We start from the raw sequence: 23,776 nt of genomic DNA, 5'->3' as shown, positions 1-23,776 counted from the left end.
TACAGGTTTTCGCAGACGAGACCGAACGTGTTGAGATCGACAGCTTTTCTGCGGCTGTGGGGTTTGAGATACTGGAGGACAGTTTGGCTGAGGCGGAACAGTTGGCGAAGGATTTTGTGGAGTGTGAGGGGAAGGGATGTATGTAAAATATGTGGGACAAATAAAAATGCTATGAAAATCGGCTTTATAATAAGTCGATTTTCTTGCTTGATTTGTCGAAATATGTCATAATAATGTATGTGTTTGAAATTATGTACAAAGCTAAGGTTGGTCGATTGTGCAATATATAGAAATCATGCTTGAATTATTAAAATGTCACTAGCTCTATTGAAAAATGCTGTAAAATGGTGTATAATTATGTTAGATGGCTTGGCAATCGTGTATAATTGTATATTATTTTGTGTTAATAGTTTTTATGTTTATTTGCGATAATTTAATTCGGAGGAATAGTATGGAAAATATAAGTATCCCATTAATTTCACCTTTATCAAGAAAATATTATCAATATGCAAATGATGATTCAGAGAAAATTCATCATCGTGCAGAGGATGTTAGGATATGTATAGAAAAGGTTTGTGACTCGATAATTATTCAATTGGTGAAACCAGATACAAAAAGAAAATGGAAAGATTATAAACTTCATAATAAAATTGAGGCTTGCAAAGAATTTATGAATCCCATAATTGTAGATGATCTTTTAAATGCAAAAGGTATTGGCAATATGGGAGTACATGATGGAGAAGAGGGAAACTATTCTTCTCAGGATATTGATAAATCTTTAGAAGCAATAACAACTTTCTCTCTTGAAATTGTTTTTTCCTACTTTTTAATAAATGGTTTTGGGAATTACCAACATAATTCATGGATACCAACTGTGTTTAGTACGCTTCCTCCTATATACCGAGTAATGATATTGTCAAAGTATTATGACGCAAATCCGTCTTATTTTGTTATTGATAAATTATCAAAAGCATATTTAAAAAGTAATATGAAAGAAGATGCATATGCTTTTTTAATAAAATGTTATAACAACGAACAGCTTCAAGAATTTGAGCTTGAGCGTTTAAAAGAAGACCTTAAATTACTCGAACCATATTTGAATAAGTTTAGTATTGCTCGAAATCTGGATGATGCCGAAAAAAACTTTTTAAAGTTGTTGCCATCTATAAAAGAAGACGAAAGGGATTCTTTTGTGATTTTGGTTTCGATGATACTGACTGGAAAATTGCCCAACGAAATTTGTCCTACTCACTAATATTGCAATATATATAATAGAAAATAGTCGGGCTTTTTTCAATGAGAATTAAAATCAGAAAGGATTTATTATGAATTATACCATTAAAAACAAAAGATGAATTATTAATTACAGTTTACATTATAAAAGGAGTTTCAATATGGTAGAATCAATTATGAGCTTAAAAATATCCGGTCGTTGTTTCCCTTCTGCGACGAAATTGAAATGTTTCACTAAAAATGAATCACGAATAAGTATAATATATGGAAAGAATGGCAGCGGCAAGAGTACAATATCAAAGTCTCTTTGTAACGTAGAAAGTGATTTAAGCTGTTCATTATTAGACCAGAATGATAAACCGTTGTTAATTCCTCAGAATCATATTTTTGTTTTTAATGAAGATTACATAAATAATAAAGTTGCAGTACAAAATGACGGTCTATCGGCAGTTATTCTATTTGGTGAACAAGTTGAGATAGACAAACAAATTAATGAGGTAAATAAAAAATTAGAAGAATACCTAGGCTATATTGATGATCAAGAATCAACTAAAAGATTGCTTGAAAATGTAAAGAATAGTGATTCGTACAAATATAAAATAGAGACCCTTAAGGAAAAGTTGAAATCATCAAATAACTGGGTTGAACGAGAAATTTTAATTTCCGGTAAGAGACCGAATATCACAACGAGTAGTCTTGAAAAGATTTTTGGTAAACCTGTAATTTCTAAAAGCAGAGAAGATGCATTTGCACATTTTCAAGAGTTAATGTCTATAATTGGAACAGAATCTCATAGCAAAGTTAGCGATGCAATGAAACCGCTTATGTTTGAAAGCAATTTCTTTCAGAATGTTACCCGACTATTAGCTGAAAAAATAGAGGAACCTGTTTTGAATGATAGAGATAGACGTATCATTGAAATATATAGTCAAAAAGGCTCTCAGTACATTAGTGACATAAAAATAGTTTTTGAAAATGAGGATCAAGATATATGTCCATATTGCTTTAGACCTATCAATTCAGAAGAAAAGAGCATAATTTTATCAGCGATAGAGAAGATTTTATCTGAAGAAGCTAAAAATCATCAAAGAGAGTTAGCGAAATATGATAAAAACATTACTGAGATGATAAACGAATTGGATAAAATAATCAGTATCGCAGATAATTTTAAAGGTATATATACCAAAGAATATGAAACCGTTGAATCTCAGTATAGAATAGTAAATTCTCTATTATCTCAATATGGTCAGTCTATTGAAGATAAGATAAATTCTCTATATGCTCCAATTTCATTTTCTGATAACAACATTATACAGGAAATTAAAACGTTAAACGATGCTATTTCTTGTCTTGAGGAAAAAAGAAATATTTATAATCAGCAACTCGAAGAAATCGATAAAAGCAAGAAGAAAGCCTCTGATTGGAACAGAGAAATGGCCTATTGGGAGTTTTCAAGGGATTATGCTGAATATAAAAACGCGTATGACTCTTACAATAAATGTTGCAGTAAAATAAAAGAATATCAAGAAGAATACAATAAGAAAAAAGTAAAAATTGATAATTTAAATAATAAGAAGAAAAACGTAGTGATTGCAAAAGACATGATAAATGAAGCGCTAAGCTATATTTTCTTTTCAAATAAGAGATTACAATTAGATGTAGATGCCGAAAGTGGTAAGTATTACCTAATGTCAAATGGTATCAAAGTTACACCTGATAAAGTATCTACAGGTGAACGTAATATAATTGCACTTTGCTACTTCTTCACACAAATGTTGGATAATCATAATTCAACTGATAATTTCACGGATGAGTATTTTATAGTAATTGATGATCCTATTTCAAGCTTTGATAGAGAAAACCAAGTTGGAGTGATAACTTATTTGAAATATCAGTTATCAAAAATTTTTTATGGTAATAAAAACAGTAAAATACTACTGCTATCTCATGATTTATCTACTGTATATGATTTAGAAAAAGCCGGCGAAGAAATTGGGGAACAATTTAATTTGAAGAATAAGTTTGTTGAAAATTATGAGCTTAAGGATCGACAAATCGATAATACCAAACATATTGATATGAAAAGAAATGAGTATTCATTACTTATGAAAGAAATATATAGATATGCCAATGGTGAGGACTCATTACTTTCCGATTTTACTATCGGAAATAGTATGAGACGACTATTGGAAGCTCACGGAACTTTCTTATACAAAAAGGGTATAGATGCACTTACTACGAATGAAGATATTTTAGATCTTTGTAAAAATCATAAAAACTATTTCAGAAACTATATGTACAGATTGGTGTTAAACGGAGAAAGCCATCTTGAAGAAAGAGTGCTTTCATTAAAGGATACGAATTTTTTTGAGAGTTATACCTCAGACCAGCTTAAAGATACGGCTCAAAAAATAATCTGTTATCTGTACCTCATAAATCCTTTACATGTTAAAGAGCATCTTTACGATAATGGACATAGCCTAGGAGATTATATTACCGTTATTGAGAATTGGATTAAAAATATTCCAACAGATTAAATTGCTATTGCATAAAATAGTTTCTATTTTAGTAAATTAAAACACTATTACATGGGAATTCGCACATTATTTGACCTCAGCAATATTATAAGTCTGTGGTTGCAGATATGAAAGATTAGATCATGCGAATGCAGAAATAAGTAATGCAGAAAGCAGACATTAAATAAAAGTGTATCACAAATAATTTTGTTCCAAATGAACTGTTTGGATGAAATTGAGGGCTGGTTTATAAGAATTAGAGATATTAATAATGGTACATATGTAAAAAAGAAAATAATCTATTAAGATTAAACTTATTTTACATTATGTTTTAATATATTATTCAAGTAATATATCAGAAAGGATGATTTAATGAGCAACGAATCGACAAACCATTCAGAAGAAAATGTTACATATGATGATAAAAGAAATAGACTTATTGACATAATAAAAAAAGATCAGAATAATAATTACGGTTCATATGCGGCACTGATAGGGATTGTGTTAACTATATCTGGAATCATACTTAAGGGAATATCTACTATAGTTATTGAGGGATATAATAATTATTTTTCTATTAATAGTTCATATAATCATATAAGTGAAGCAAACGTTTTTTCTAATTTATTTGATATTCTTTTTGGAAGTATAATTTTATTGGCGCTGAACTTTTTGATGGCATATGTAATAATCAGAGCAAAAAATATTTGGAAATTGGTGCGAAATATAATTTTTATTTGCGCTTTGTCAATGATATCATTATTTATATTTGCCTGCATAATGCTTAATTATAATTTTTTTCTAATATGGAAGCAAGCAACTATTTCTGATGTATTAAGTTGCTTACGATCTTTATCAATATTATGCATATCAATTTACTATTTTGGTCTGACAATAGGAATTGCTATCAGAAATATGAAATGGTTTGATAAGTCTGTTGATAAGGTAATATCAACAATTGATAAAAAAACGAATGCTAAGATAAATAGTAAAAAGATAATAATTATATTGCTTGTTTTTTTAGTTGTTATGGGAGCATTTTGCTTTTTTAAATTGGGTGAATCATTTGCTGCACTGAAACATGACTATAGACTGACAGATAATAATACAAAAGTAATATTAGCGGAAAAGGATGGTATGTATCTGTGTGCTGATTGTAAGTATGATGAATCAACTAAACAGTTGGAAATATACTCTTCTGAGCAAGTTTGCATTAATTCTGAAGATGTTGAAATGAGAGTTATAAATGTATATAGTGTGTCAATATATAAAGGAAATTAATTGTAGATCTCGACTTTATTCCTCACGATAATTTTTTTAAGTTATAATTGAAACTTATAATATACAACAAAATGTTAATACGTTATCTTTGTATATATAAAAACAAGTAATTACAATAACTGTTCTAATTATTCATCTATTTCATAGTCGCAAGACATATTGGTGGAACAAAAAAGATGCACCAGCCGAAAAGCCCGTAAATACGGGCTTTTTTCATGCTTTTTAACCGGAAATTTTAAGGTGAAAACCGTGGATGCTTTTTCACGATTTTAGCCGACCGGAAGGATTTGAACGCTACACAACGAAATATTGTCAAACAAATCGGCAGGCTTTGAGCAAATTTCGCTCTTAACTTGCCGATTATTTATGAAAAAACTTTCACAAACTTTTCAAGACTGTTTTGTCTAATATCACGAAATGTGATAAATGACAAAACGGTCTTTTTTTATTTCTCAAGGAAGGACGTGATACCCGTGTGGCAGCTATACTATTAAAATGGAAAATAAAACAAAGGAGGAAATCAATGAACAACAAACTTATAATCAACACAAATCTGCTTCGCAAAGAATCGGAATTCAAAACGTATACTTGCGTGGTGGAAAAAGCTGTGCCTGTTCCGACCGAAGAATTTGAGAGGCTGAAACACACTCCGATGTGCAATAACGATCTCATAAGTGAAAACCTTAACAGTATGTGGTACGGCAACGGCGTACACCATTGTCTGCTGATCTACGACAAGCAACAGGGCGACGGCTTGTTAATAGAGTCTGAGGGTGCTCCCTATGCAAGATATGCCCAGTATATTCCAAACGCCAAACTGTTGTACGAAAATCATATGCAGAATCATTTACAGGAATTAAAATTTTACTGTCCGCTTGAAATCAACAGAGAACCGGAATGCCGGTATGACGAGGAATACGAAAAAATCTCGTCCTATGAGGCTTCTGCTTACAAATCGGAGATAAACCGATTTATTGAGGATTTTACAATGCCCGAGGAGAAAGAACGGGGTCTCATGAACTGGTATGGCAAGGGCAATTCAGTCGACCAAAAGGTACGCTCGGCATTTATGTCTGTCGAGGAGCGCGACGGAGAGCTTGTTGGCGTTATTACGGCTCAGATTTACGGTCAGCTTACAGATGAAGAGCTTGAAGAATTCCGCTCGTACTGCGAGGGACAACTTTCAGACGGCGTTGGGGAGTCTCTTGAACAGCGGCCGATAAAAACTCCCGACGGCGATATTTATGTCAGCTTCTGGAATTCAGATGACAACTGGAGCTTGCAGACGGAGGAAGAAATAAACAGCATTCAGTCAGAAGATTTGACCGATGAACCCGATATTGGAATGACAATGTGAGGTACGCATGGTATACAATGAAAAGAAAGTTGAGTTGCTTAGACAGAGGTATCCCGAGGGTACTCGGATTTGTCTTGACCACATGGAGGACTTATGTCCTGTGGAAAGCGGCACCAATGGAACTATTATTGGAGTCGACGATATCGGCTCAGTCATGGTTAAGTGGGATAACGGCAGAACTTTGAATCTTCTGCCCGATGAAGATAAATTTCATACGATCAAGCATGAACAAACTCAGTCAGACGAACAAACAGAAGAAAATACGGAAAATGAAGAAATCGCAGAAATCGAGGAATTATCGGAAGAACCGGAAATGGATATGTCCATGTAGGACTTGAAATACGGCGGTTTATGTGATATAATGTACAAGATAAAATTCTGAGAGGAATACGTTCATGAGTAAAAACAGTAAGATCTGCCCGAACTGCGGCAGAAAAATGAAACAGCAGTTTATCGGATTACAGCATTGTAAGTGCGGTATAAGCTGGAAACATGATATGGGTTACTTTGAACGCACAAACGATATGGTATTCGCTTTGCAGCGTGTTAAAATCGGCAAGAAGGTAAAGCAAATGCCCATTATACGAATAAAAGAGCGAAAGGAAAATGAATATGCCGAATAAGCCGCTCCTTGACCGAGCCTTATACAAAAAAATTAAAGCTATGGACCGTGAAACAATGGACAATTTCATTCAGAATATATATCAGACAGGAAAAGACGACGTACACGCCACAGAAGTCGACTTCGACAAGCTGCGTGAAGATATATCCAAGATCAAGGGTATCGGAGAAAGCCGATTGAATGAAATAATGGCTGTGATCGAAAGTCATATAGGAGCTGACTCCGAATAATACAATTAAATATCGCAGAACTGCCGTTAAATGAGAGATCATTTAGCGGTTTTTTTATTGTCAAAATCAGAAAGGGGCGCTTTGAATGATACGAGTATTCGACGCATTTTCAGGCATCGGAGGCTTCCGATCTGCTCTGGAAAGAGTCGGAGAATTTGAAATTGTGGGGTGGTGCGAGATTGACAGATTTGCGCAGAAAGCCTACAAAGCACTGTACGATACCGGAGGTGAACAATTTTATGAAAATATCAGAGATATTGACGTCGGAAAACTTGCAGACTTTGATCTCCTTATTGGAGGTTTCCCCTGCCAGCCGTTCTCGGTCTGCGGAGCAAGAAAAGGCTTTGCCGACGAGCGAGGAGATCTGTTCTTTGAGCTTGCCCGACTGCTTGAAGCGAAAAGACCTAAGTATTTTTGCTTTGAAAACGTACCCGGTCTCATGGGGATTGACTCGGGAAAAACTTTTGCAAAAATCATTGAAACGCTTTCTCAACTGGGGTATTGCGTGGAATGGCGTGTGTATAACAGCGCCGATTACCTTCCCCAAGTCAGAAAAAGAGTTTACATTGCAGGATGTCTTGGAATCGACTGTTCCGGAAAAATACTGGCTTTCGGAAAAAGCGACAGCCAGAATTGCCGGAAAATTGAACAAATCATAGGCGGAAGTCAAGGCACGAGAGTTTATGATCCCGATGGACTTGCGGTGACGCAGTGCAGCGGTTCGGGCGGTATGGGCGGAAAAACAGGTCTGTACTTTATTGACAGCAATCCTCCACCTAATCTCACAGAAAATGCAAGATGTATAACCGCAAGGCAGAACAGCGGAGTAAGTCATCACAAAGGTGAACACTCCGCTGTTTTTTGTGATCTGAACGAAAATCCGCAGATTACGGAAAACGCCCGATGTCTGCATACAAGAATGGACTTGGGGGTAACAAACGGAACTCATAAAGGAGAAAGATCGGGAGTTCTGATTGAGGACGGACCGAGAGCAATTATCAATCCGTTTAAGGAAACTACCCGTCAAAACGGCAGACGAATAAAAAATCCCAACGAACCGATGTTTACGCTTACGGTAACCGATCGACACGGGATTGTCCACCATGGACGGATAAGACGCCTTATGCCAATTGAGGCATGGCGGCTGCAGGGTTTTACAACAGAGCAATTCGAAAAAGTTGCGGCAACGGGGATGTCCGACGCACAGCTCTACAAACAAGCCGGAAATGCCGTAAGCGTACCCGTTGTTGAAGAAATTGCGAGAAATTTATTGAAATTTGATGAGGAGATAAATTAAATGAATAATATGATCAAGATTTTCAAAAATGAGGAATTTGGTTCTCTCAGAATTTTAAAGGATGATAACGGCAGAATTATGTTCTGCGGCAAGGACGTGGCTTCTGCATTGGGCTACAGCAATACAAAAGACGCAATAAAGCGGCATTGCAGGTGGGGCGTGAAACACGACCTACCTCATCCGCAGTCTCCAAGTAAAACTATTAAGATGATTTTTATTCCTGAGGGAGATGTTTACAGACTTGTTGCACACAGCAAGCTGCCGAGAGCTGCGGAATTTGAGTCGTGGATTTTTGATAAAATTCTGCCTCAGATCAATCAAACAGGCGGCTACGTCAGCAACGAGCAAATGTTCATAGAAAACTATCTTCCGTTTCTCGACGAGCCGTACCGCAATCTGTTCCGTTTGCAGATGATGGCTATCAACAAGCTGAACGAGCGGATACGTCACGACCAACCGTTAGTGGAGTTTGCGAATCAGGTTGCAAATACCGATAATCTCATCGACATGAACGCTATGGCAAAATTGGCAAGAGCCGAAAATATCCCTGTCGGAAGAAACAAGCTCTACGGCTGGCTTAAGAGTATGAGAGTGCTTATGGCGAATAATCTCCCCTATCAGGCGTTTATCGACCGAGGATATTTTGCGGTAAAGGAGTCGGTGTTTGAAACTCCGACTATGACCAAGACCTATCAGCAGACGTTTGTGACGGGAAAGGGTCAGCATTTCGTCATAAATCTGCTGAAAAAATATTACGGGAAGGAGGTTTTGCAATAATGGAGATCAAAAGCATTTCTTTACACGATCTGAGAAAAATGAATGACAGCGAGGGACTTGTCCTGCAAGGGTGCGGCGGCGATCTGCAGGAATGGGTCGACGGCATAAACGATATGCTGACGGAAAGCGGAATATTGCAGAATGACAATAGGTTTGAAAAGGCATATAGCTTTAAAAACGGAGGCCTTACCTGTCTGCTGTTTCCCTTTGAAGATGTTCAGCTTGATGTAGGTAAGCTTGCAATATGGCGGCTCCGGACGAGGGAGGATTTCGGAAGCACATGGCTGTCGGATTACATTGTGAACAATCTTGAAGAATGCGTTTCGGAACAGGACGAAGATTTAGAAATGGAGATGGGTTAATGCATACAAACAAAATCAAAGCTAAAGTGGACTTCAAGTTCTGTATTGGAAGTATTCCTGCAATGCTGAGAGCGACAAAACCCGTACTTTCGGAGCGGCAGTACAAGGAGCTGTGCAATGAGGTAAACAAAGCCGACGGCTACCTTGAACAGAAGCGAATAATTTTTTCATACGTTGACCCGATAATCAAGGGCTGAAAACAGCGTAAAATCTAATATTTATTAAGGTCGTTTTGCCAACAGCAGATCAAAAATCTGGTGCTTGCAAAGCGACTTTTCTCCTGTTGGTATAAACGGCAGAAAGGAAAAACATGAACAGTTTTATGTCATGGGTAGGAGGAAAAAAGGCTCTCAGAGACGCCGTACTTGCGAGGTTTCCACCCTACTATGAGCGGTATATAGAGGTTTTCGGAGGCGCAGGCTGGGTTCTGTTCCATAAGCCGCCCGGTATGGATTTTGAGGTATATAACGATTTTAACAGCAATCTTTCTAATCTGTACCGCTGTGTCAGAGATAAGCCAAATAAGCTGAAATACAAGCTGCGGTACGTCCTCAATTCCCGTGAGGATTTTGATTGGATAGCAGGGCTTCATAAACGCAATCTTTTCCCGAAATTTCGGGACATTGATCGTGCGGCAAAATTTTATCAGCTTATTCGTTACAGCTATGCAAGCGGACTTGACAGCTTTGCAAGTCAGCCGCATTCCATTTGGTCGGACTTCCCGATGATAGACTTGGCGGCGAGGCGATTGCAGAAAGTCATAGTTGAGAACAAGGATTTTGAAAAGCTGATACGGCAGTATGACCGCCCTGTCAGCTTTTTCTACTGCGATCCGCCGTACTTTGCTACCGAAAACTATTACAAGGACGTCGGGTTTAAAACCAAGGATCATATCAGACTGCGTGACACTCTTCTGGATATCAAGGGCAAGTTTCTTGTTTCTTACAACGACTGTCCCGAAATTCGTGAGATATGGGACAAGCCGAATATCCGCATCGAGGAGATCAGCAGAATTAACAACTTGGCACAGCGGTACGACGGCGGCTGTCAGTATGCGGAACTCCTCATATCCAATTACGATACGAGCGAGAGAGCAAGGTCTGTACGCCAGCTCTCGCTGTTTGACGATGAAACAGACAATTTTGGAGGTATAATTTTATGAAAAAGATAATTTTTGCACAGGTACTCACAACAAATGGAAAGACCGAATTTTCGGGACTTTACGATGAAAACGGGAATCCCGTAAGAGTAGAAACAGAGTGCGACGGCGGCGGTGTTTCTCTCACGATATGGCGTAATGCTCCCGAAAGAGAACGCCGTGATTGTGGTATCTCGGATGAAGAGATCGAACGGACTTGCTCCATGCATGATGATTGTGGTAATTGTCCATTGTATGCTTACTGCGGCGAGGAAACGGAGGAATGCAGTGATGAATAAAATTGTACGGGTGTTAGGAAAGAAAGGCAGAATTACGATACCCTATGAAATACGGCTTGCCCTTAATATACGGTCAGGGAATATTCTTAGCTTTGACGCCAAGGGAAATACGATAACTGTTACAAAGGAGAAGCTGTGTGACGACTGCAAATCGGAAAGTGAACCGCTTGATTCCTTTGTAGAGTCACTTGTGCTGGAGGAAAGAGAAAGGCTTTTAAAAACTCTTATGAGACTTAAAAGAAAAGGAGCTGTGAAAAACGTATGAGTTATCTGTACAGACAATCTTTTGAAAACGCAAAACTCACCGGAGAAATTGAGGCATACCGTGAAAGCCGGACGGAAAATATCCGCTGTAAAAAAGCGATAGAATCGGCTATTTCAGATAGTTTCGACGGTTTCACTCTGAATAAAAATGGGGCTAAAAAGGTCATAGCCGATTTCGGTTATGACCGTACAATGTGGGTGCTTGCCGCAAGCATTCTTAATAAGAAAGATGACGGTCGTTTCTCCCGTGAGAACAAGGAGTGGGCAAGGTCTGTTATCCCCTCATATCTTCCCCAAAAAGAAATGCGCGAATACTGTGTTGATTCTCATCCCGCCGTGCTTAACGGCTTTATCGATCAGGTAAAGAAAAGATATGACAGGCTCGGACTTGTGGGCGAAAAACAGTGCGTTCAATCCGATAAGCCGCAGGATTACGAAAGAAAGCTGTTGATCCTCAAGCCCGAAATCCTTAACGAACAGTTCAAGGACCCAATAAATCAGTATTTCTACGCAGCAGGCGGCTTTGGCTGCGATCCCGAAAAATCGGGCAGAAAGGTATTCGGGCAGTTCCTTGCGGACGACGAAAAAGCACAATTCTACCGTGAGGATTTCTTCGGAGTTGCCGACTATGAGCAGCTTCCGAAATGGGCGGTTGAACGGCTTGAACAGATCGAGGCTCCGCAGATGAAGATCAGGATTTTTCAGATCGACCATGAAAAGGACCGTAATAAGCTCGCTTTTATGAATTACGACTACACACAATCACATGGCGGCATAAAAGCTGAGAATTACCGTCAGATTTACGGCGGTACTGTGACCTGTGACAGCCTTGAAAGTGTTTTCGCCCTTTGCAATTCGGACAAAACACCTCCCGGATATCTCGGAGAGTCGATGTCAGTCAGCAATGTCATTGAAATCTGCGACGGCAAGGATAAAGGCTTTTACTTCTGCGACAGCGTTGGATTCAAGCCGATAGACTTCGATATCGATAAAACAAATCATTCGGATATAATGAAAATTCTTATCGTGGAAAACGGAAAAGCTCCATATGAAGCTGAAATTCGCAATGATATCCATGCCATGCAAGAAGTTGTGGGCGGCAGCATCGAGCCTATATATTTCGAACCCCAAAACAACGCTCTTTGCTGGTGCAATGATGAATTTCTGCTGAACGGCTCTGCTCCAAACAGAATAGTGGGAGAAACTCTTGTCCACGGTACATTCTACATTTCAGGCAACTACCGGAACGAATACGGCGAGTGGGACAGCTGTTCACTTACCGACGAGCAGATTGAAAAGTACAAGGAGCAGTTTAATCATGTGGTAGTAAATCTGCCGGGCATAGGGCTTATCGCAGTGAGGGAAACCAAGCCGGAAATAATCGAACCGGACGAAGAATTTGAAGAAGAACATGAAATCGAACAGACCATGTAAAGGAGAATGAAATTATGAAAATACACGCATCTATCAACAGAATGGTAAACAAAGAGGATTCGGCAATCAAGGCATATGCCAGCGTAACAATGGACGGTATGTTCGCCGTTCACGGACTGAGGGTCATCGAGACCGAAAAGGGCAGGTTTGTCAATATGCCTTCCACCTCATACACTAATAAGGACGGCAACAAGCAGTACAGCGACACCTTCCATGCCATAACCAAGTCGGCGAGAACTGCCGTAAATCAGGCTGTACTCAATGCTTACGATCTCAAGCTTCAGCAGGTTCAGCAGACGGATATCGAGGTTGAGAACACCCCTGATGAGGAAATGTCCGAGCCTGAAGATGAACCTGAGCCGGTTATGAGTATGTAGTTTGCTAAAGCTTTTGCTGTGTAAATTGTCACAAAGGTAGAACTTTTGAAAAGAGGCTGGATTTACAAGAAAAGGTGTGATATATTGCTTGTCGAAAGGAGTTGATCATATGAAAAGAGCAACGGTCATATCAATACTTTGCACGGTAATGCTGACCGCCTGCGGAAATGTATCGGAGTCCGTAGAAAGTGTGGAAACTTCGGCAGTGAGCCAAACTACGACCACGGTCACAGGCTCCGCAGTAACATCTGGAAAGGAAGAAAAGGATACAAGTGAAACCACAACTACTACGAGAAAGAGTTCGCAGACGGTATCCGAGACTTCAAAACCGACAGATATCACAGTAACTACGACCAAGAAATCTGGTTCTTCAAATGCGAACGGAAATTCTAATCAGGGTCAGAATAATAACGGTCAGGAAAATAACTACCAGCCTGCACAGAATAATCCGCAGCCCGATAATTCGCCGTCAAATGATCCTCAGAGTAATAACGGAGCGGAACAGAATAATACCCCCTCTCCTCCGTTAACAACGGCAAAGCCTTCGGTAACGAATCCGCCGACTACTACAACAACTAAGCCGCAGACTACAGTACCGCAGACTGAACCGCCTGAAGTTGTAATTGAAGATACAACAAACCTGCAAAGTGTTCTGAATTATGTAAATTCGCTCGGAAGAACGACCGATGAATATTACAACATCGGTGCAGGATTGAGTCACGATGGTTCTGATTATGGAAAAGCCGAAGCCGTGTATAATTGGATTCAGAATAATGTCAGCGGAAATTGTCAAGTGTTCTCAGTGGCAACAATGTATGCCTGCAAGGGGATTGGGCTTGAATGTCGGTATGCGTTTTTCTCCCCCGATGACTGGTATGGACACATGGCAAATATGGTAAATGTGGACGGAGCATGGTATGTGTTCGACACACAAGGCGGCAGATTTTTAAAATCAGATAAATACGGTGATATTACCCGGATATTTGATGAAAGTGATATTACAATTGATATTTCGGTAAGCGAATCTGCTTACTAATTAAGTAAACAACAAATATGCAATAAAGAGAGTCGGATTTCTCCGACTCTCTTTATTTGCGCAAAATCAAAGGAGAAATGCAATATATGTTTAAAATTAAATCAAAGATATTAAAGAAACTCAGCGCAGGGTTCATGGCAGGACTTTGCGTTTTTTCTATGCTGGGCTCATCTATGAGCGGAGTTATCACAGCGAATGTGGCAAGTACGTCAACGGAAAATTCAGCTTTTCCATCAGCGGATACGGTTGTAGCAAAAGCTGCAACTCTTCTCGGCTCGCCGTATACCTTTGGCAATAAGGGCTATTGGTACGCATACAATCAGGGACAGTACACTCCGCTGTCGGTGCAGACGATCAACAACCTTGGTATCGACTGTTCGGGACTTGTGTACTACACGCTCACACAGCTCGGCTATTCTACAAGCGGTTTTTCGTGGAATAACCCTGTGCCCGTTGATACTGCTCACTGGCTGACTGTCAGCGACAGCTGTACGATCACCTACAATGGCGTAACCTCTAAGGTTGGCGTGGAAAAGGCAAATATCAAGACTACCGACCGCCCGTATTGGGAATGCTCCGACGGTTCGACGATCACTCCCGGTTCGGTTGTTGTGGCGGAGAATCCCGGCGGTATCGACCACGCATGGATATATATGGGCGAATTTGACAGCCGTTCCGACGTTGTTTCTTATCTGAAATCTATCGGAGTTTCCGAATCGCTCATAACAAGCTCCACAGTCGGCGACGGCACAGGCGCAGGAGGTACTCATTGGAGGATCGAGTCCAACGGATCTCAGGGTGTTGTCATTAACAACAATACCGACGGTAAAACTGCGACTGCGATGAATATGTACGCTTTCAGGATCACAAAAACTGATGTTACCTTTGAGATCGATAAGTACAATACGGACGGTAATCTTGTAGGAAAATCAAGTGTTGACAATTCCACAGCGGTATACGGAATCTACAGTGACAAGTCCTGTACCAAAAAGGTTGGCGAAATCACCATAGGCGCTGACGGCACAGGTAAAATTCAACTTCCCGACAGCACTTATTACGCAAAGGAATTAAAAGCTCCTACAGGTTATTCTATTGATCCTACTGTTTATACAATCAAAGCAGGAAAAAACAAGGTGACAGAAGATTTCAAAACAGGAACAATTAAAATTAACAAAACCGCAGAGGACGGAATCATCAGCGGCAGGGAGTTTAAAATCACCTATTCATACAATGGAAAATCGCTCTCTGAAACTGCCAAAACCAATGCAAACGGAATTGCAGCCTTTGACGATCTAAGAGTTTATGATATGTCCACAGGTAAAGCAATTGTCTACACCGTATCCGAAATCAACGTAGATACGAGATATGAAACTCCGAAAGCGCAGAACGTTACGCTGACGAGCGGAAATGTTGATCTGACTGTCAATGTCAATTTCAACAATGAACTTAAAACAGGTTCAATCAAGATCAATAAACAGTCGGAGGACGGAGAGAACGGCGGCAGAGAATTTACTGTAACAGGTAACGGCAAGACTTACAGCATAAAAACAGGTTCTGACGGTATCGCAATTCTTTCCGATATTCCCGTTTACGACAGCAATAACGAGAAAATTGTTTACACGATTTCTGAAAAAAATGTACCCGTAAAATATGTTGTTCCTGCGGATCAGACAGCAACTCTTACTGCTGACGCAACTACAACCAAGACATTCAAAAACGTTCTCAAAAAGTTTACCGCCCAAGTAACAAAGCAGGATTCCGAAACAGTTTCCGCACAGGGCGACGGTACTCTTGCAGGAGCAGTTTACGGCATTTACCGTGACGGCGAACTGATTGACACCTACACCACAGATGAAAATGGATATTTCAAATCAAAAGAGTATGTCTGCGGAAATTACACAGTTCAGGAGATTTCTCCCTCCGAGGGATATCTGCTTGATATGACTGTTCATTCCGTAGGCGCAGAGCCGGAAAAATACACAATTGAAAGTAATCTCATTTCTATGACTGTGACTGAGGACGTAATAAAGGGCAATATCTCAGTCATCAAGCATACGGACGACGGCTCGACTCAGATCGAAACGCCCGAAGTCGGCGCTGAATTTGAGGTTTATCTCAAGAGCGCAGGCAGTTATGGAAATGCTGCTGAAACAGAGCGTGATCATCTGACTTGCGATGAAAACGGCTTTGCACAGACAAAGGATATGCCATACGGCGTTTACACTGTGCATCAGACAGTCGGCTGGGAGGGTACTGAGTTTATTGCTGACTTCGATGTCAACATCAGCGAGAACGGACAGACCTACCGCTATCTTATCAACAATGCAGAGTTTGAAAGCTATGTTAAGGTGGTAAAGGTCGATTCCGAAACAGGAAAAACAATTCCTTATGAGGGCGCAGGCTTTGAGATCTATGATTCAAACGGTCAGAAGATTTCTATGACTTTCAGCTATCCTACTCCCACAACTATCGATGTATTTTACACAAACAACGAGGGATACCTCATCACTCCCGAGGTTCTTCTCTACGGCGAATATTCTCTTGTTGAGGTTCAGGCTCCTGTGGGTTATGTTCTGGACAGCACACCCGTGCCCTTCACAGTTTCTGCTGATAACGCAGAGGAAGAAAATGCTTTGACAGTCATTAAAGTTCACAAAGAAAACACCGCTCAGAAAGGCAGAATTTCGGTTCAGAAAACAGGTGATATTTTTAAAACCGTTGCTATGGCGTCCTCCGCTTACACGGATGAAAACGGCGAGATGACAGTAAATCCGACCACCTACACTCCCGTGTTTGCAAGCGGAAATCTTTCCGGCGCAGTATTTCAGGTGATCGCTTCGGAGGATATCGTTACGCTTGACGGCACAATCAGAGCCAACGCAGGCGATGTTGTGGCTGAAATTACAACCGATGAAAACGGCTATGCGGAAAGCGATCTGCTTTATCTTGGCAATTACGAAATCAAGGAGGTTTCTGCACCGTTTGGCTATGTTCAGAATACGGAATCACAGTTTGTTGAACTGACCTATGCAGGACAGGAAATCGCAGTGCTTGATACCGTAAATACGTCATTTGTCAATGATTATCAGGACGTTGAGATCAGTCTCTCAAAGGTTATGGAGAACGACGAGCTGTTTGGCATTTACGGCAAGGACTGCTATACAAGCGTAAGCTTCGGATTGTTTGCAGCAGAAGATATTACGGCGGCAGACGGTACTGTAATTCCTGCGGACGGTCTCATTTCTGAGGTTTCACTTGACGAAAATATGACTGCTGTCATTGCTGAAAAAATCCCATTCGGCAAGTATTATGTTCAGGAAATTGCAACTGATGAACACTACGTTTTAAACGGCGAAAAATATCTTGTGACATTTGAGTATATGGGACAGGAAGTAACTACAGTTTCAATCGACTGCGGTCAGTTCGTAAATGAATTGAAACGCGGAAAAATCGAGGGTATCAAGGTGAACGAGAGCGAAGAACCTCTTGAAAACGCTCTGTTCGGACTGTTTGCAGTTGATACTGCCGAATTTACTTCTGAAAGCGCATATATGACCGCTGTTTCCGATAAAAACGGATATTTTAAGTTTGATGAGATCCCCTACGGCGAGTATGTGGTTCATGAAATCGAAGCTCCCACAGGATATATTCTCAGTGATGAAAGCTATCCCGTAACTGTTTGCGAGGACGGCGAAACTATCACGGTTCGTACAATTAACAAGCCTATTACCGTTGAATTGTCTAAGATTGATGTCTACGGCGAGGAGCTTATCGGAGCAGAGATGCAGCTTGAAAATGCTAACGGAGAAATCGTTGATGAGTGGACTTCCGACGGCACAAATCATGTTGTAACCGAACTTCCTGCCGGAGATTACACGCTCAAGGAAATTGCGGCTCCCGACGGATATGTGATTGCTACGGATATTAAGTTTACAGTTGACGTTTACGGCAATGTTACCGTAGAAAACGTTGAAGCCACAGCGACTTCGGAGAACGGCAATCCACTCGTTGTAATGATCGACGACACAACAAAGGTACAGATTTCCAAGCAGGATATCACCACAGGTGAGGAACTGCCCGGTGCAAAGCTTCAGGTTATAGACAGGGACGGAAATGTTGTTGAGGAATGGGTTTCATCAAGCGAACCGCATTTCATCGAAGGAAAGCTGATCGCAGGCAAGGAGTACACGCTGAAAGAAACTATCGCACCGGAGGGCTATGAGATAGCAAATGAAATCAAGTTCACAGTAAACGCTGACGGTAGCGTGACCGAAGTCATTATGTATGACGAGCTTACACCTAAAACGACTACTCCGTATACAGGCGATAACCACAGTGATTTTGCAGCTTTTGCAATGCTCGGAGCTGCAAGCGTGATCATTGCCATTCTTATCATCACAAAGAAAGGAAAAAAGCATGAATAAAAAAGTTATTCGCACAATTGCGGCTGTGACCGCAGCCGCCCTCCTCGGAGGTGGAATTTATCTTCTGGTAAAAAACGATGTGGCTCAGAAAATCAATTGGCGTGATATTCTGATCTATGCTCCCACGCCGATAGCGAGAGAAACGCTTGACGAAGCGGTCGATATTGAAAAAAGCAAGCCTTCCGCCGACAGAGTTCCCGAGGATACCAAAGAAGAACTGACCGAACAGGTACGTCAGCTTTCCAACGAGCATGACGATTCTGTGGGTTGGCTGTATATTCCAGATACGAATATAGATTATCCGATCATGCAGTCGGGAGATAACGAATATTACACGCGCAGGGCGGTGGACGGCTCATATTTGTATGCAGGATCACTGTTTATGGACTATCGCTGTTCAAGCGATTTTTCTGACTTTAATAGCGTGATCTACGGTCACAATATGGGAAACGGAACGATGTTTGCGGATATTCCGAATTACGAAAACGAGGAATATTTCATGAATCACAGCTACGGCTGGCTGACCACTGAGAACGATGTCAGGCTTATAGATTTCTTTGCGGTTGCAAGAACTTCCGATACAAGCGGACTTTATCTTGCTGCTCCGAATTTTAATGAATGGGATAATCAGCTCAGAAACTATGCAAGTATTTACAAGGAGATTGAAGTAACCGAAAGTGACCATTTGCTTATGTTATCCACTTGTACAAGTGCGGAGGGTAACAGCCGTACTATTCTGGTAGGAAAAATTATCGAGGAGAGTGATGTGGAATGAAGTTGAAAAAGAAAGTTATTGCAGCGATTGCAAGCACACTCTGCTTTGCAACAATGATGTCGACTACAGCTTACGCTTCCGGCGATGTTGCGGGAGCAGTCCAAAGCACATGGACTACCGCAAGGTCGCAGGTGGTGTCGGTTGTAAACAACGTTGTGTTCCCCGTAATTGACGTAATTCTTGCGGTTTTGCTGTTTGTTAAGATAGGTCTCGCATATCTCGACTATCGAAAACACGGTCAGCTTGAATGGACGCCGATCGCTATCATTTTCGGCTGTTTGATCTTTTCTCTGACCTGTCCGCTGTACATCTGGAGCATAATCTGATAGGGGGAAAATGAATATGAAAGCAAAAGTAATGACTGCAATTTTAGCAGCGTTTATGCTGACAATGACAGCTTGCGGAACGATTAGTCCGCCGATCCAGAATGCTGTTACGGAAACTACGACTACCACAGCCGAGTCCATATATGACTCGGCTGCCTCTTCGGAGGATGAAAAGATAAAAACGGACACCTTTATTGCCGAATTTTTCGATTCCGATATATCCTTTGTGGATACAAGTGAATTGGTAACGGAAGCTATGAAAGGCTGTTCTTTTGATAATGAAATTGATAATTCAAATGGTATGCAGAAGATAACGCTTAAAGGCACAAACGGAGGTGGTTCTGTTGAGGTGATGTGTATTGATCTGAGTAAAAGCGGTCTTCCTTACGATATGGAATATATCCTTGAAAATTTAGGGGATCATTACTTTAGTCAAACTGCTGCTCAGATGAACGGTATCACCGAAGATGACTTTGTTTCGAGTTACCGAATGACAAGCAGTGTTGTTTCTAAGGGCAAGTATCAGCGGTACGGCTCTGTTCAGAAGTCTGACGGTATGGCGACGCAGTTCGGGTACACGGAAACCTACGCTGTGCTTTCGGAGAACAAGCTAACTGTGGTTTCGGGTGCAGTTCTCAGTTCGGATATGATGGAAAGACAGAGCTTTTCGGGGCTGATGAGTAAGTTTGCGAATAACGTGAAGTATTAACGATAGAGAGTTGGTGATAAATTGCCATATATCCCATTCACAGACGAACAAAAAGTCCTTGCCAACAGCGTAAACCTTGAAGAATTCCTGAGAATGCGTGGCGATAAATTGGAGCGTGTCGGCAGAGAGCATAAGCTCATTTACTACGACAGTTCTGGCAAGCACGACAGCATAACGCTACGTGGCTCGACTTGGTTTGACCATAAAAATCAGGTGGGCGGCGGAGCAATAAAATTCATGCAGGAATTCTATGATATGGACTTTCAGACGGCGGTACAGGAACTGCTCGGTCAGACTATCACTCCGCTGTCCCACAGTCCGCCGAAAGCTATTGCAAAGGAAGAAAAGAAAGAGTTCAGACTTCCCGAGGCAAACGCAAATATGCATAGAGTTTATGCCTACCTCATAAAACAGCGGTTTATTGATCCAAACATTATCTCGCATTTTGCAAAACAGCACACGCTTTACGAGGACAAGGAACACCACAATGCGGTGTTCGTAGGCGTTGATGAAAACGGAGTTCCACGTCAGGCTCACAAGCGTTCAACTAATTCTTTTGGGAATGCATTCCGCATAACCTGCGAGGGTTCGGATACTCGGTACAGCTTTTCTCACTTTGGCAAGTCGGAAAAGCTGTTTGTGTTTGAGGCTCCCATCGATATGATGAGTTTTCTAACGCTGTACCCGAAAGGCTGGCAGAAACACAGCTACATCGCAATGAACGGAGTGTATGAAAATGCCGTTTTAACGGGGTTGAAGAGCCATTCCAATCTGAATGAAATAATATTGTGTGTAGATAACGATGAGGGAGGAATTGAGGCTGTTGACCGATTAAAAGATATTCTTGCGGAGAACGGATATCCAAACGTTAAACGACTTTCGCCTGAGTTTAAGGACTGGAACGAATGTCTGAAAGCGAAGAACGGCGTTGAACCTCTTCCTGCTGTTCCGCATAAGCGAAAAGAAGAATATCTGAAAGAAGTGAGCGAACTGGGGTATCTCAAATGCCGCCCCGATAAGCTGACCTCGCAGATCTATGCAACGTTCAAAAACGGACAATACAACTATCTCGCCGAGTATGCGCTTGCAGGCTCGGCATTTTTTGTTGCAGAAAACAGCGAAAATACGATGTTTGACAAGCTGAGATGTAAACTTAAAGCGGAGTATAAGCCTTACACCGGCAAGGGCAAAAAGGCGCAGAAACAAAGGGATTTGCAGGACTGTGTACAGGAGGTTTTGTGTGATCTGAAACAGACAGCCCGTACCCGTGAGCAGTCGATAAATACAGCAAAATTGCTGTATCAGCTTGCGGATAATGCCGTCAGATTATCGGTTGAGGAAACTTTAAGCGCTCCCATTCAGGAGCAGACCGAGGATATAGATATCGTTTCCGAACCCGAACCTTGTATGGAATTCGGGTAATGCGATACCCTCCGCCTCACAGCGCAATACCTTGAATAAAACAAACTAACTATCTTATTAAATACAAAGGTAAGAATATTTTATACAGATCGGAGATGAAATTTTGAATGAGAAACAGATGATTTTAATAGGCGTACTTGTTGTGATTTTTATAGACTTTTTAGTGATAGTAAATCTGCTTGATAGCAAATCGCTTAACGGAATCAAGTCCAAGAGGATCGGTGACGGGCAGCACGGAACTGCGAGGTGGGCGACGAAAACAGAGATAAATCGTACTTTTATCTCTTTGCCATTCGAGCCTGATCTCTGGCGGCAAGGCAAGAATCTTCCGACTGTACAAGGTACGGTAGTCGGGTGCAGAGGTTCAGGAAAGAAAACTATTGCGCTTGTGGATGACGGCGATGTTCACACGCTTATGATCGGAGCTGCAGGCGTTGGCAAGACCGCATACTTCTTGTACCCTAACATTGAACTTGCTTGTGCAAGCGGAATGTCGTTTATCTCGACGGATACAAAGGGCGACGTAGCACGAAACTACGGAACTATTGCCAAAAAGTACTATGGCTACAATGTTTCCGTTCTTGATCTGCGTAATCCCACACGCTCAGACGAGAACAATATTCTGCATCTTGTCAACAAATACATGGACATTTATCTATCCGATAAAACCAACCTTTCAGCGAAAGCAAAGGCAGAAAAATATGCCAAAATCACAGCTAAAACAATAATCAATATCGGCGGCGGTGACAGCTCAAGCTATGGGCAAAACGCCTTTTTTTTACGACGCGGCAGAGGGTCTGCTCGCCTCGGTTATTCTTTTACTTGCGGAGTTCGGCGACAAAAACGAACGTCATATTGTATCGGTTTTCAAGCTGATACAAGATCTTTTAGCAAAGTATCAGCCTGCGCCGAAAGCAAAGCCTAAGATGTATTTTTCAAAACTTATGGACAAGCTTCCCTCAGAGCATAAAGCGAAATGGCTTGCGGGTGCGGCACTTAATTCATCGGATCAGTCTATGATGTCCGTTATGTCAACTGCTCTTTCAAGGCTTAACAGCTTTCTTGATACGGAAATGGAGCAAATGCTCTGTTTCGGAACAGCCGTGGACGCCGAGAAATTCTGCAATGAAAAATCGGCTATTTTTATTGTTCTCCCCGAAGAAGATACGAGCAAATATTTTATGGTATCGCTTTTAATTCAACAGTTATACCGTGAAATTTTAGTTATAGCCGATGAGCATGGCGGCGCACTTCCGAACCGTGTAATGTTCTATTGTGACGAACTGGGAACTTTCCCTAAAATTGAGGGTATGGAGGCTATGTTCTCCGCAGGTAGAAGCCGAAAAATTAGTATTATTGCGGTAATTCAGTCCTTTGCACAGCTTGAACAGAATTACGGAAAACAGGGTATGGAGATCATTACGGACAACACCCAGCTCACGGTTTTCGGCGGTTTTGCCCCAAACAGTCAGAGTGCGGAGGTTCTGTCAAAATCCCTCGGCGAACAGACAGTGTTAAGCGGTTCTGTTTCGCACGGCAGGGATAAATCCCAATCGCTGCAGATGATAGGCAGACCGTTGATGACTGTGGATGAATTAAAGTCTATGCCCAAAGGTCAGTTTATTGTTATGAAAACGGGAACTCACCCAATGATAAGTAAGCTAAAGCTGTTCTTCAAATGGGGCATAAAATTTGAGGATGAATACCGCCTGCCGGACAAGACTGCAAGGGCGGTTTCCTACAAGGAGCGTGACGAGCTGATCAAGGACATTGAGGTCAAATATCCGCAGAAGAAAAAAGCGGCTCTTCCAACGGAATTTGAGATAACGGAAGACGAAGAATTCGAGGATGAGCCTCCGAAAAAGAAAACCAGTATTAAAACGAATGGGAGTTGATG

At 41.1% G+C, this 23,776-nt stretch carries 22 protein-coding genes and 1 pseudogene; all 23 read left to right on the top strand.

Translation table 11 applies throughout. The features are described 5' to 3' along the window. The first annotated feature begins 451 nt into the window (after positions 1-451). The 23 genes and pseudogenes from AB5123_RS09015 to AB5123_RS08905 all read left to right on the top strand — a co-directional run bounded on the left by AB5123_RS09015 (position 452) and on the right by AB5123_RS08905 (position 23,774). Positions 452-1,255 (top strand): hypothetical protein, encoded by an 804-nt coding sequence (locus tag AB5123_RS09015; RefSeq protein WP_368364722.1) that lies wholly within the window; start codon positions 452-454, stop codon positions 1,253-1,255. A 139-nt stretch (positions 1,256-1,394) separates the two neighbouring features. Further along, positions 1,395-3,770 (top strand): AAA family ATPase, encoded by a 2,376-nt coding sequence (locus tag AB5123_RS09010; protein WP_368364721.1) that lies wholly within the window; start codon positions 1,395-1,397, stop codon positions 3,768-3,770. A 351-nt stretch (positions 3,771-4,121) separates the two neighbouring features. Next, entirely contained in the window at positions 4,122-5,030 is a 909-nt protein-coding gene (locus AB5123_RS09005; protein WP_368364720.1) for a hypothetical protein, read from the top strand. A gap of 523 nt (positions 5,031-5,553) precedes the next feature. Next, entirely contained in the window at positions 5,554-6,387 is an 834-nt protein-coding gene (locus AB5123_RS09000) for a DUF6329 domain-containing protein (RefSeq protein ID WP_117878144.1), read from the top strand. Positions 6,388-6,394: 7 nt separating this feature from the next. After that, positions 6,395-6,718 (top strand): DUF4314 domain-containing protein, encoded by a 324-nt coding sequence (locus AB5123_RS08995; RefSeq protein ID WP_117940718.1) that lies wholly within the window; start codon positions 6,395-6,397, stop codon positions 6,716-6,718. A 64-nt stretch (positions 6,719-6,782) separates the two neighbouring features. Beyond that, positions 6,783-7,010 carry a hypothetical protein gene (locus AB5123_RS08990; RefSeq protein WP_117865683.1) on the top strand — a complete coding sequence of 76 codons (228 nt, stop codon included), beginning with the start codon at positions 6,783-6,785 and terminating at the stop codon, positions 7,008-7,010. Between the two features lie 55 nt (positions 7,011-7,065). Further along, positions 7,066-7,239, top strand: a complete 174-nt coding sequence (locus AB5123_RS08985; RefSeq protein WP_242992070.1) for a hypothetical protein — start codon at positions 7,066-7,068, stop codon at positions 7,237-7,239. A gap of 85 nt (positions 7,240-7,324) precedes the next feature. Further along, positions 7,325-8,536, top strand: coding sequence for a DNA (cytosine-5-)-methyltransferase (dcm, locus tag AB5123_RS08980; protein WP_368364719.1), 1,212 nt, complete (start codon positions 7,325-7,327; stop codon positions 8,534-8,536). Next, positions 8,537-9,313 (top strand): phage antirepressor KilAC domain-containing protein, encoded by a 777-nt coding sequence (locus tag AB5123_RS08975; protein ID WP_118054602.1) that lies wholly within the window; start codon positions 8,537-8,539, stop codon positions 9,311-9,313. Then, positions 9,313-9,675 carry a hypothetical protein gene (locus AB5123_RS08970; RefSeq protein WP_117865687.1) on the top strand — a complete coding sequence of 121 codons (363 nt, stop codon included), beginning with the start codon at positions 9,313-9,315 and terminating at the stop codon, positions 9,673-9,675. The genes AB5123_RS08975 and AB5123_RS08970 overlap by 1 nt, the downstream gene beginning before the upstream one ends. Next, the gene (locus tag AB5123_RS08965) at positions 9,675-9,872 is read left to right on the top strand and encodes a hypothetical protein (RefSeq protein ID WP_117865688.1); all 198 of its coding nucleotides are present in this window, start codon (positions 9,675-9,677) and stop codon (positions 9,870-9,872) included. The genes AB5123_RS08970 and AB5123_RS08965 overlap by 1 nt, the downstream gene beginning before the upstream one ends. A 125-nt stretch (positions 9,873-9,997) precedes the next feature. Further along, the gene (locus AB5123_RS08960; RefSeq protein WP_117865698.1) at positions 9,998-10,837 is read left to right on the top strand and encodes a DNA adenine methylase; all 840 of its coding nucleotides are present in this window, start codon (positions 9,998-10,000) and stop codon (positions 10,835-10,837) included. Next, the gene (locus AB5123_RS08955) at positions 10,834-11,112 is read left to right on the top strand and encodes a hypothetical protein (RefSeq protein WP_181983524.1); all 279 of its coding nucleotides are present in this window, start codon (positions 10,834-10,836) and stop codon (positions 11,110-11,112) included. The genes AB5123_RS08960 and AB5123_RS08955 overlap by 4 nt, the downstream gene beginning before the upstream one ends. Further along, complete coding sequence (locus AB5123_RS08950; protein ID WP_181983523.1) at positions 11,105-11,377, top strand: AbrB/MazE/SpoVT family DNA-binding domain-containing protein; 273 nt, start codon at positions 11,105-11,107, stop codon at positions 11,375-11,377. The genes AB5123_RS08955 and AB5123_RS08950 overlap by 8 nt, the downstream gene beginning before the upstream one ends. Beyond that, on the top strand, positions 11,374-12,810 hold the full coding sequence (locus AB5123_RS08945) for a DUF3849 domain-containing protein (RefSeq protein ID WP_117865690.1): 1,437 nt from the start codon (positions 11,374-11,376) through the stop codon (positions 12,808-12,810). The genes AB5123_RS08950 and AB5123_RS08945 overlap by 4 nt, the downstream gene beginning before the upstream one ends. Positions 12,811-12,824: 14 nt before the next feature. After that, positions 12,825-13,187, top strand: a complete 363-nt coding sequence (locus AB5123_RS08940; protein ID WP_117865691.1) for a SpoVG family protein — start codon at positions 12,825-12,827, stop codon at positions 13,185-13,187. A gap of 109 nt (positions 13,188-13,296) precedes the next feature. Beyond that, on the top strand, positions 13,297-14,223 hold the full coding sequence (locus AB5123_RS08935) for a transglutaminase domain-containing protein (RefSeq protein ID WP_368364718.1): 927 nt from the start codon (positions 13,297-13,299) through the stop codon (positions 14,221-14,223). An 86-nt stretch (positions 14,224-14,309) separates the two neighbouring features. Beyond that, a complete protein-coding gene (locus AB5123_RS08930; RefSeq protein WP_368364717.1) occupies positions 14,310-18,647 on the top strand; it encodes a SpaA isopeptide-forming pilin-related protein in 4,338 nt (1,445 codons plus the stop codon). Further along, a complete protein-coding gene (srtB, locus tag AB5123_RS08925; protein WP_117865694.1) occupies positions 18,640-19,422 on the top strand; it encodes a class B sortase in 783 nt (260 codons plus the stop codon). Before AB5123_RS08930 ends, srtB begins: the two co-directional genes overlap by 8 nt. Next, a complete protein-coding gene (locus AB5123_RS08920; protein WP_117865695.1) occupies positions 19,419-19,748 on the top strand; it encodes a DUF3852 domain-containing protein in 330 nt (109 codons plus the stop codon). Before srtB ends, AB5123_RS08920 begins: the two co-directional genes overlap by 4 nt. 16 nt (positions 19,749-19,764) lie before the next feature. Beyond that, entirely contained in the window at positions 19,765-20,457 is a 693-nt protein-coding gene (locus AB5123_RS08915; protein WP_302833796.1) for a hypothetical protein, read from the top strand. Positions 20,458-20,478: 21 nt separating this feature from the next. Further along, positions 20,479-21,879: a DUF3991 and toprim domain-containing protein gene (locus tag AB5123_RS08910; protein ID WP_368364716.1), complete on the top strand. Its 1,401-nt coding sequence runs from the start codon at positions 20,479-20,481 to the stop codon at positions 21,877-21,879. A 118-nt stretch (positions 21,880-21,997) separates the two neighbouring features. Then, positions 21,998-23,774 (top strand): annotated as a pseudogene (locus AB5123_RS08905) (VirD4-like conjugal transfer protein, CD1115 family). The last annotated feature ends 2 nt before the right edge of the window (positions 23,775-23,776 follow it).

The organism is Ruminococcus sp. RTP21204st1_B2_RTP21204_210225 (assembly GCF_040914135.1).
In the GTDB taxonomy this organism is placed as follows: Bacteria; Bacillota; Clostridia; order Oscillospirales; family Ruminococcaceae; genus Hominimerdicola; species Hominimerdicola aceti.
The sequence above is the reverse complement of the archived record's forward strand: the minus strand, read 5'-3'. Positions and strand labels throughout refer to the sequence as shown.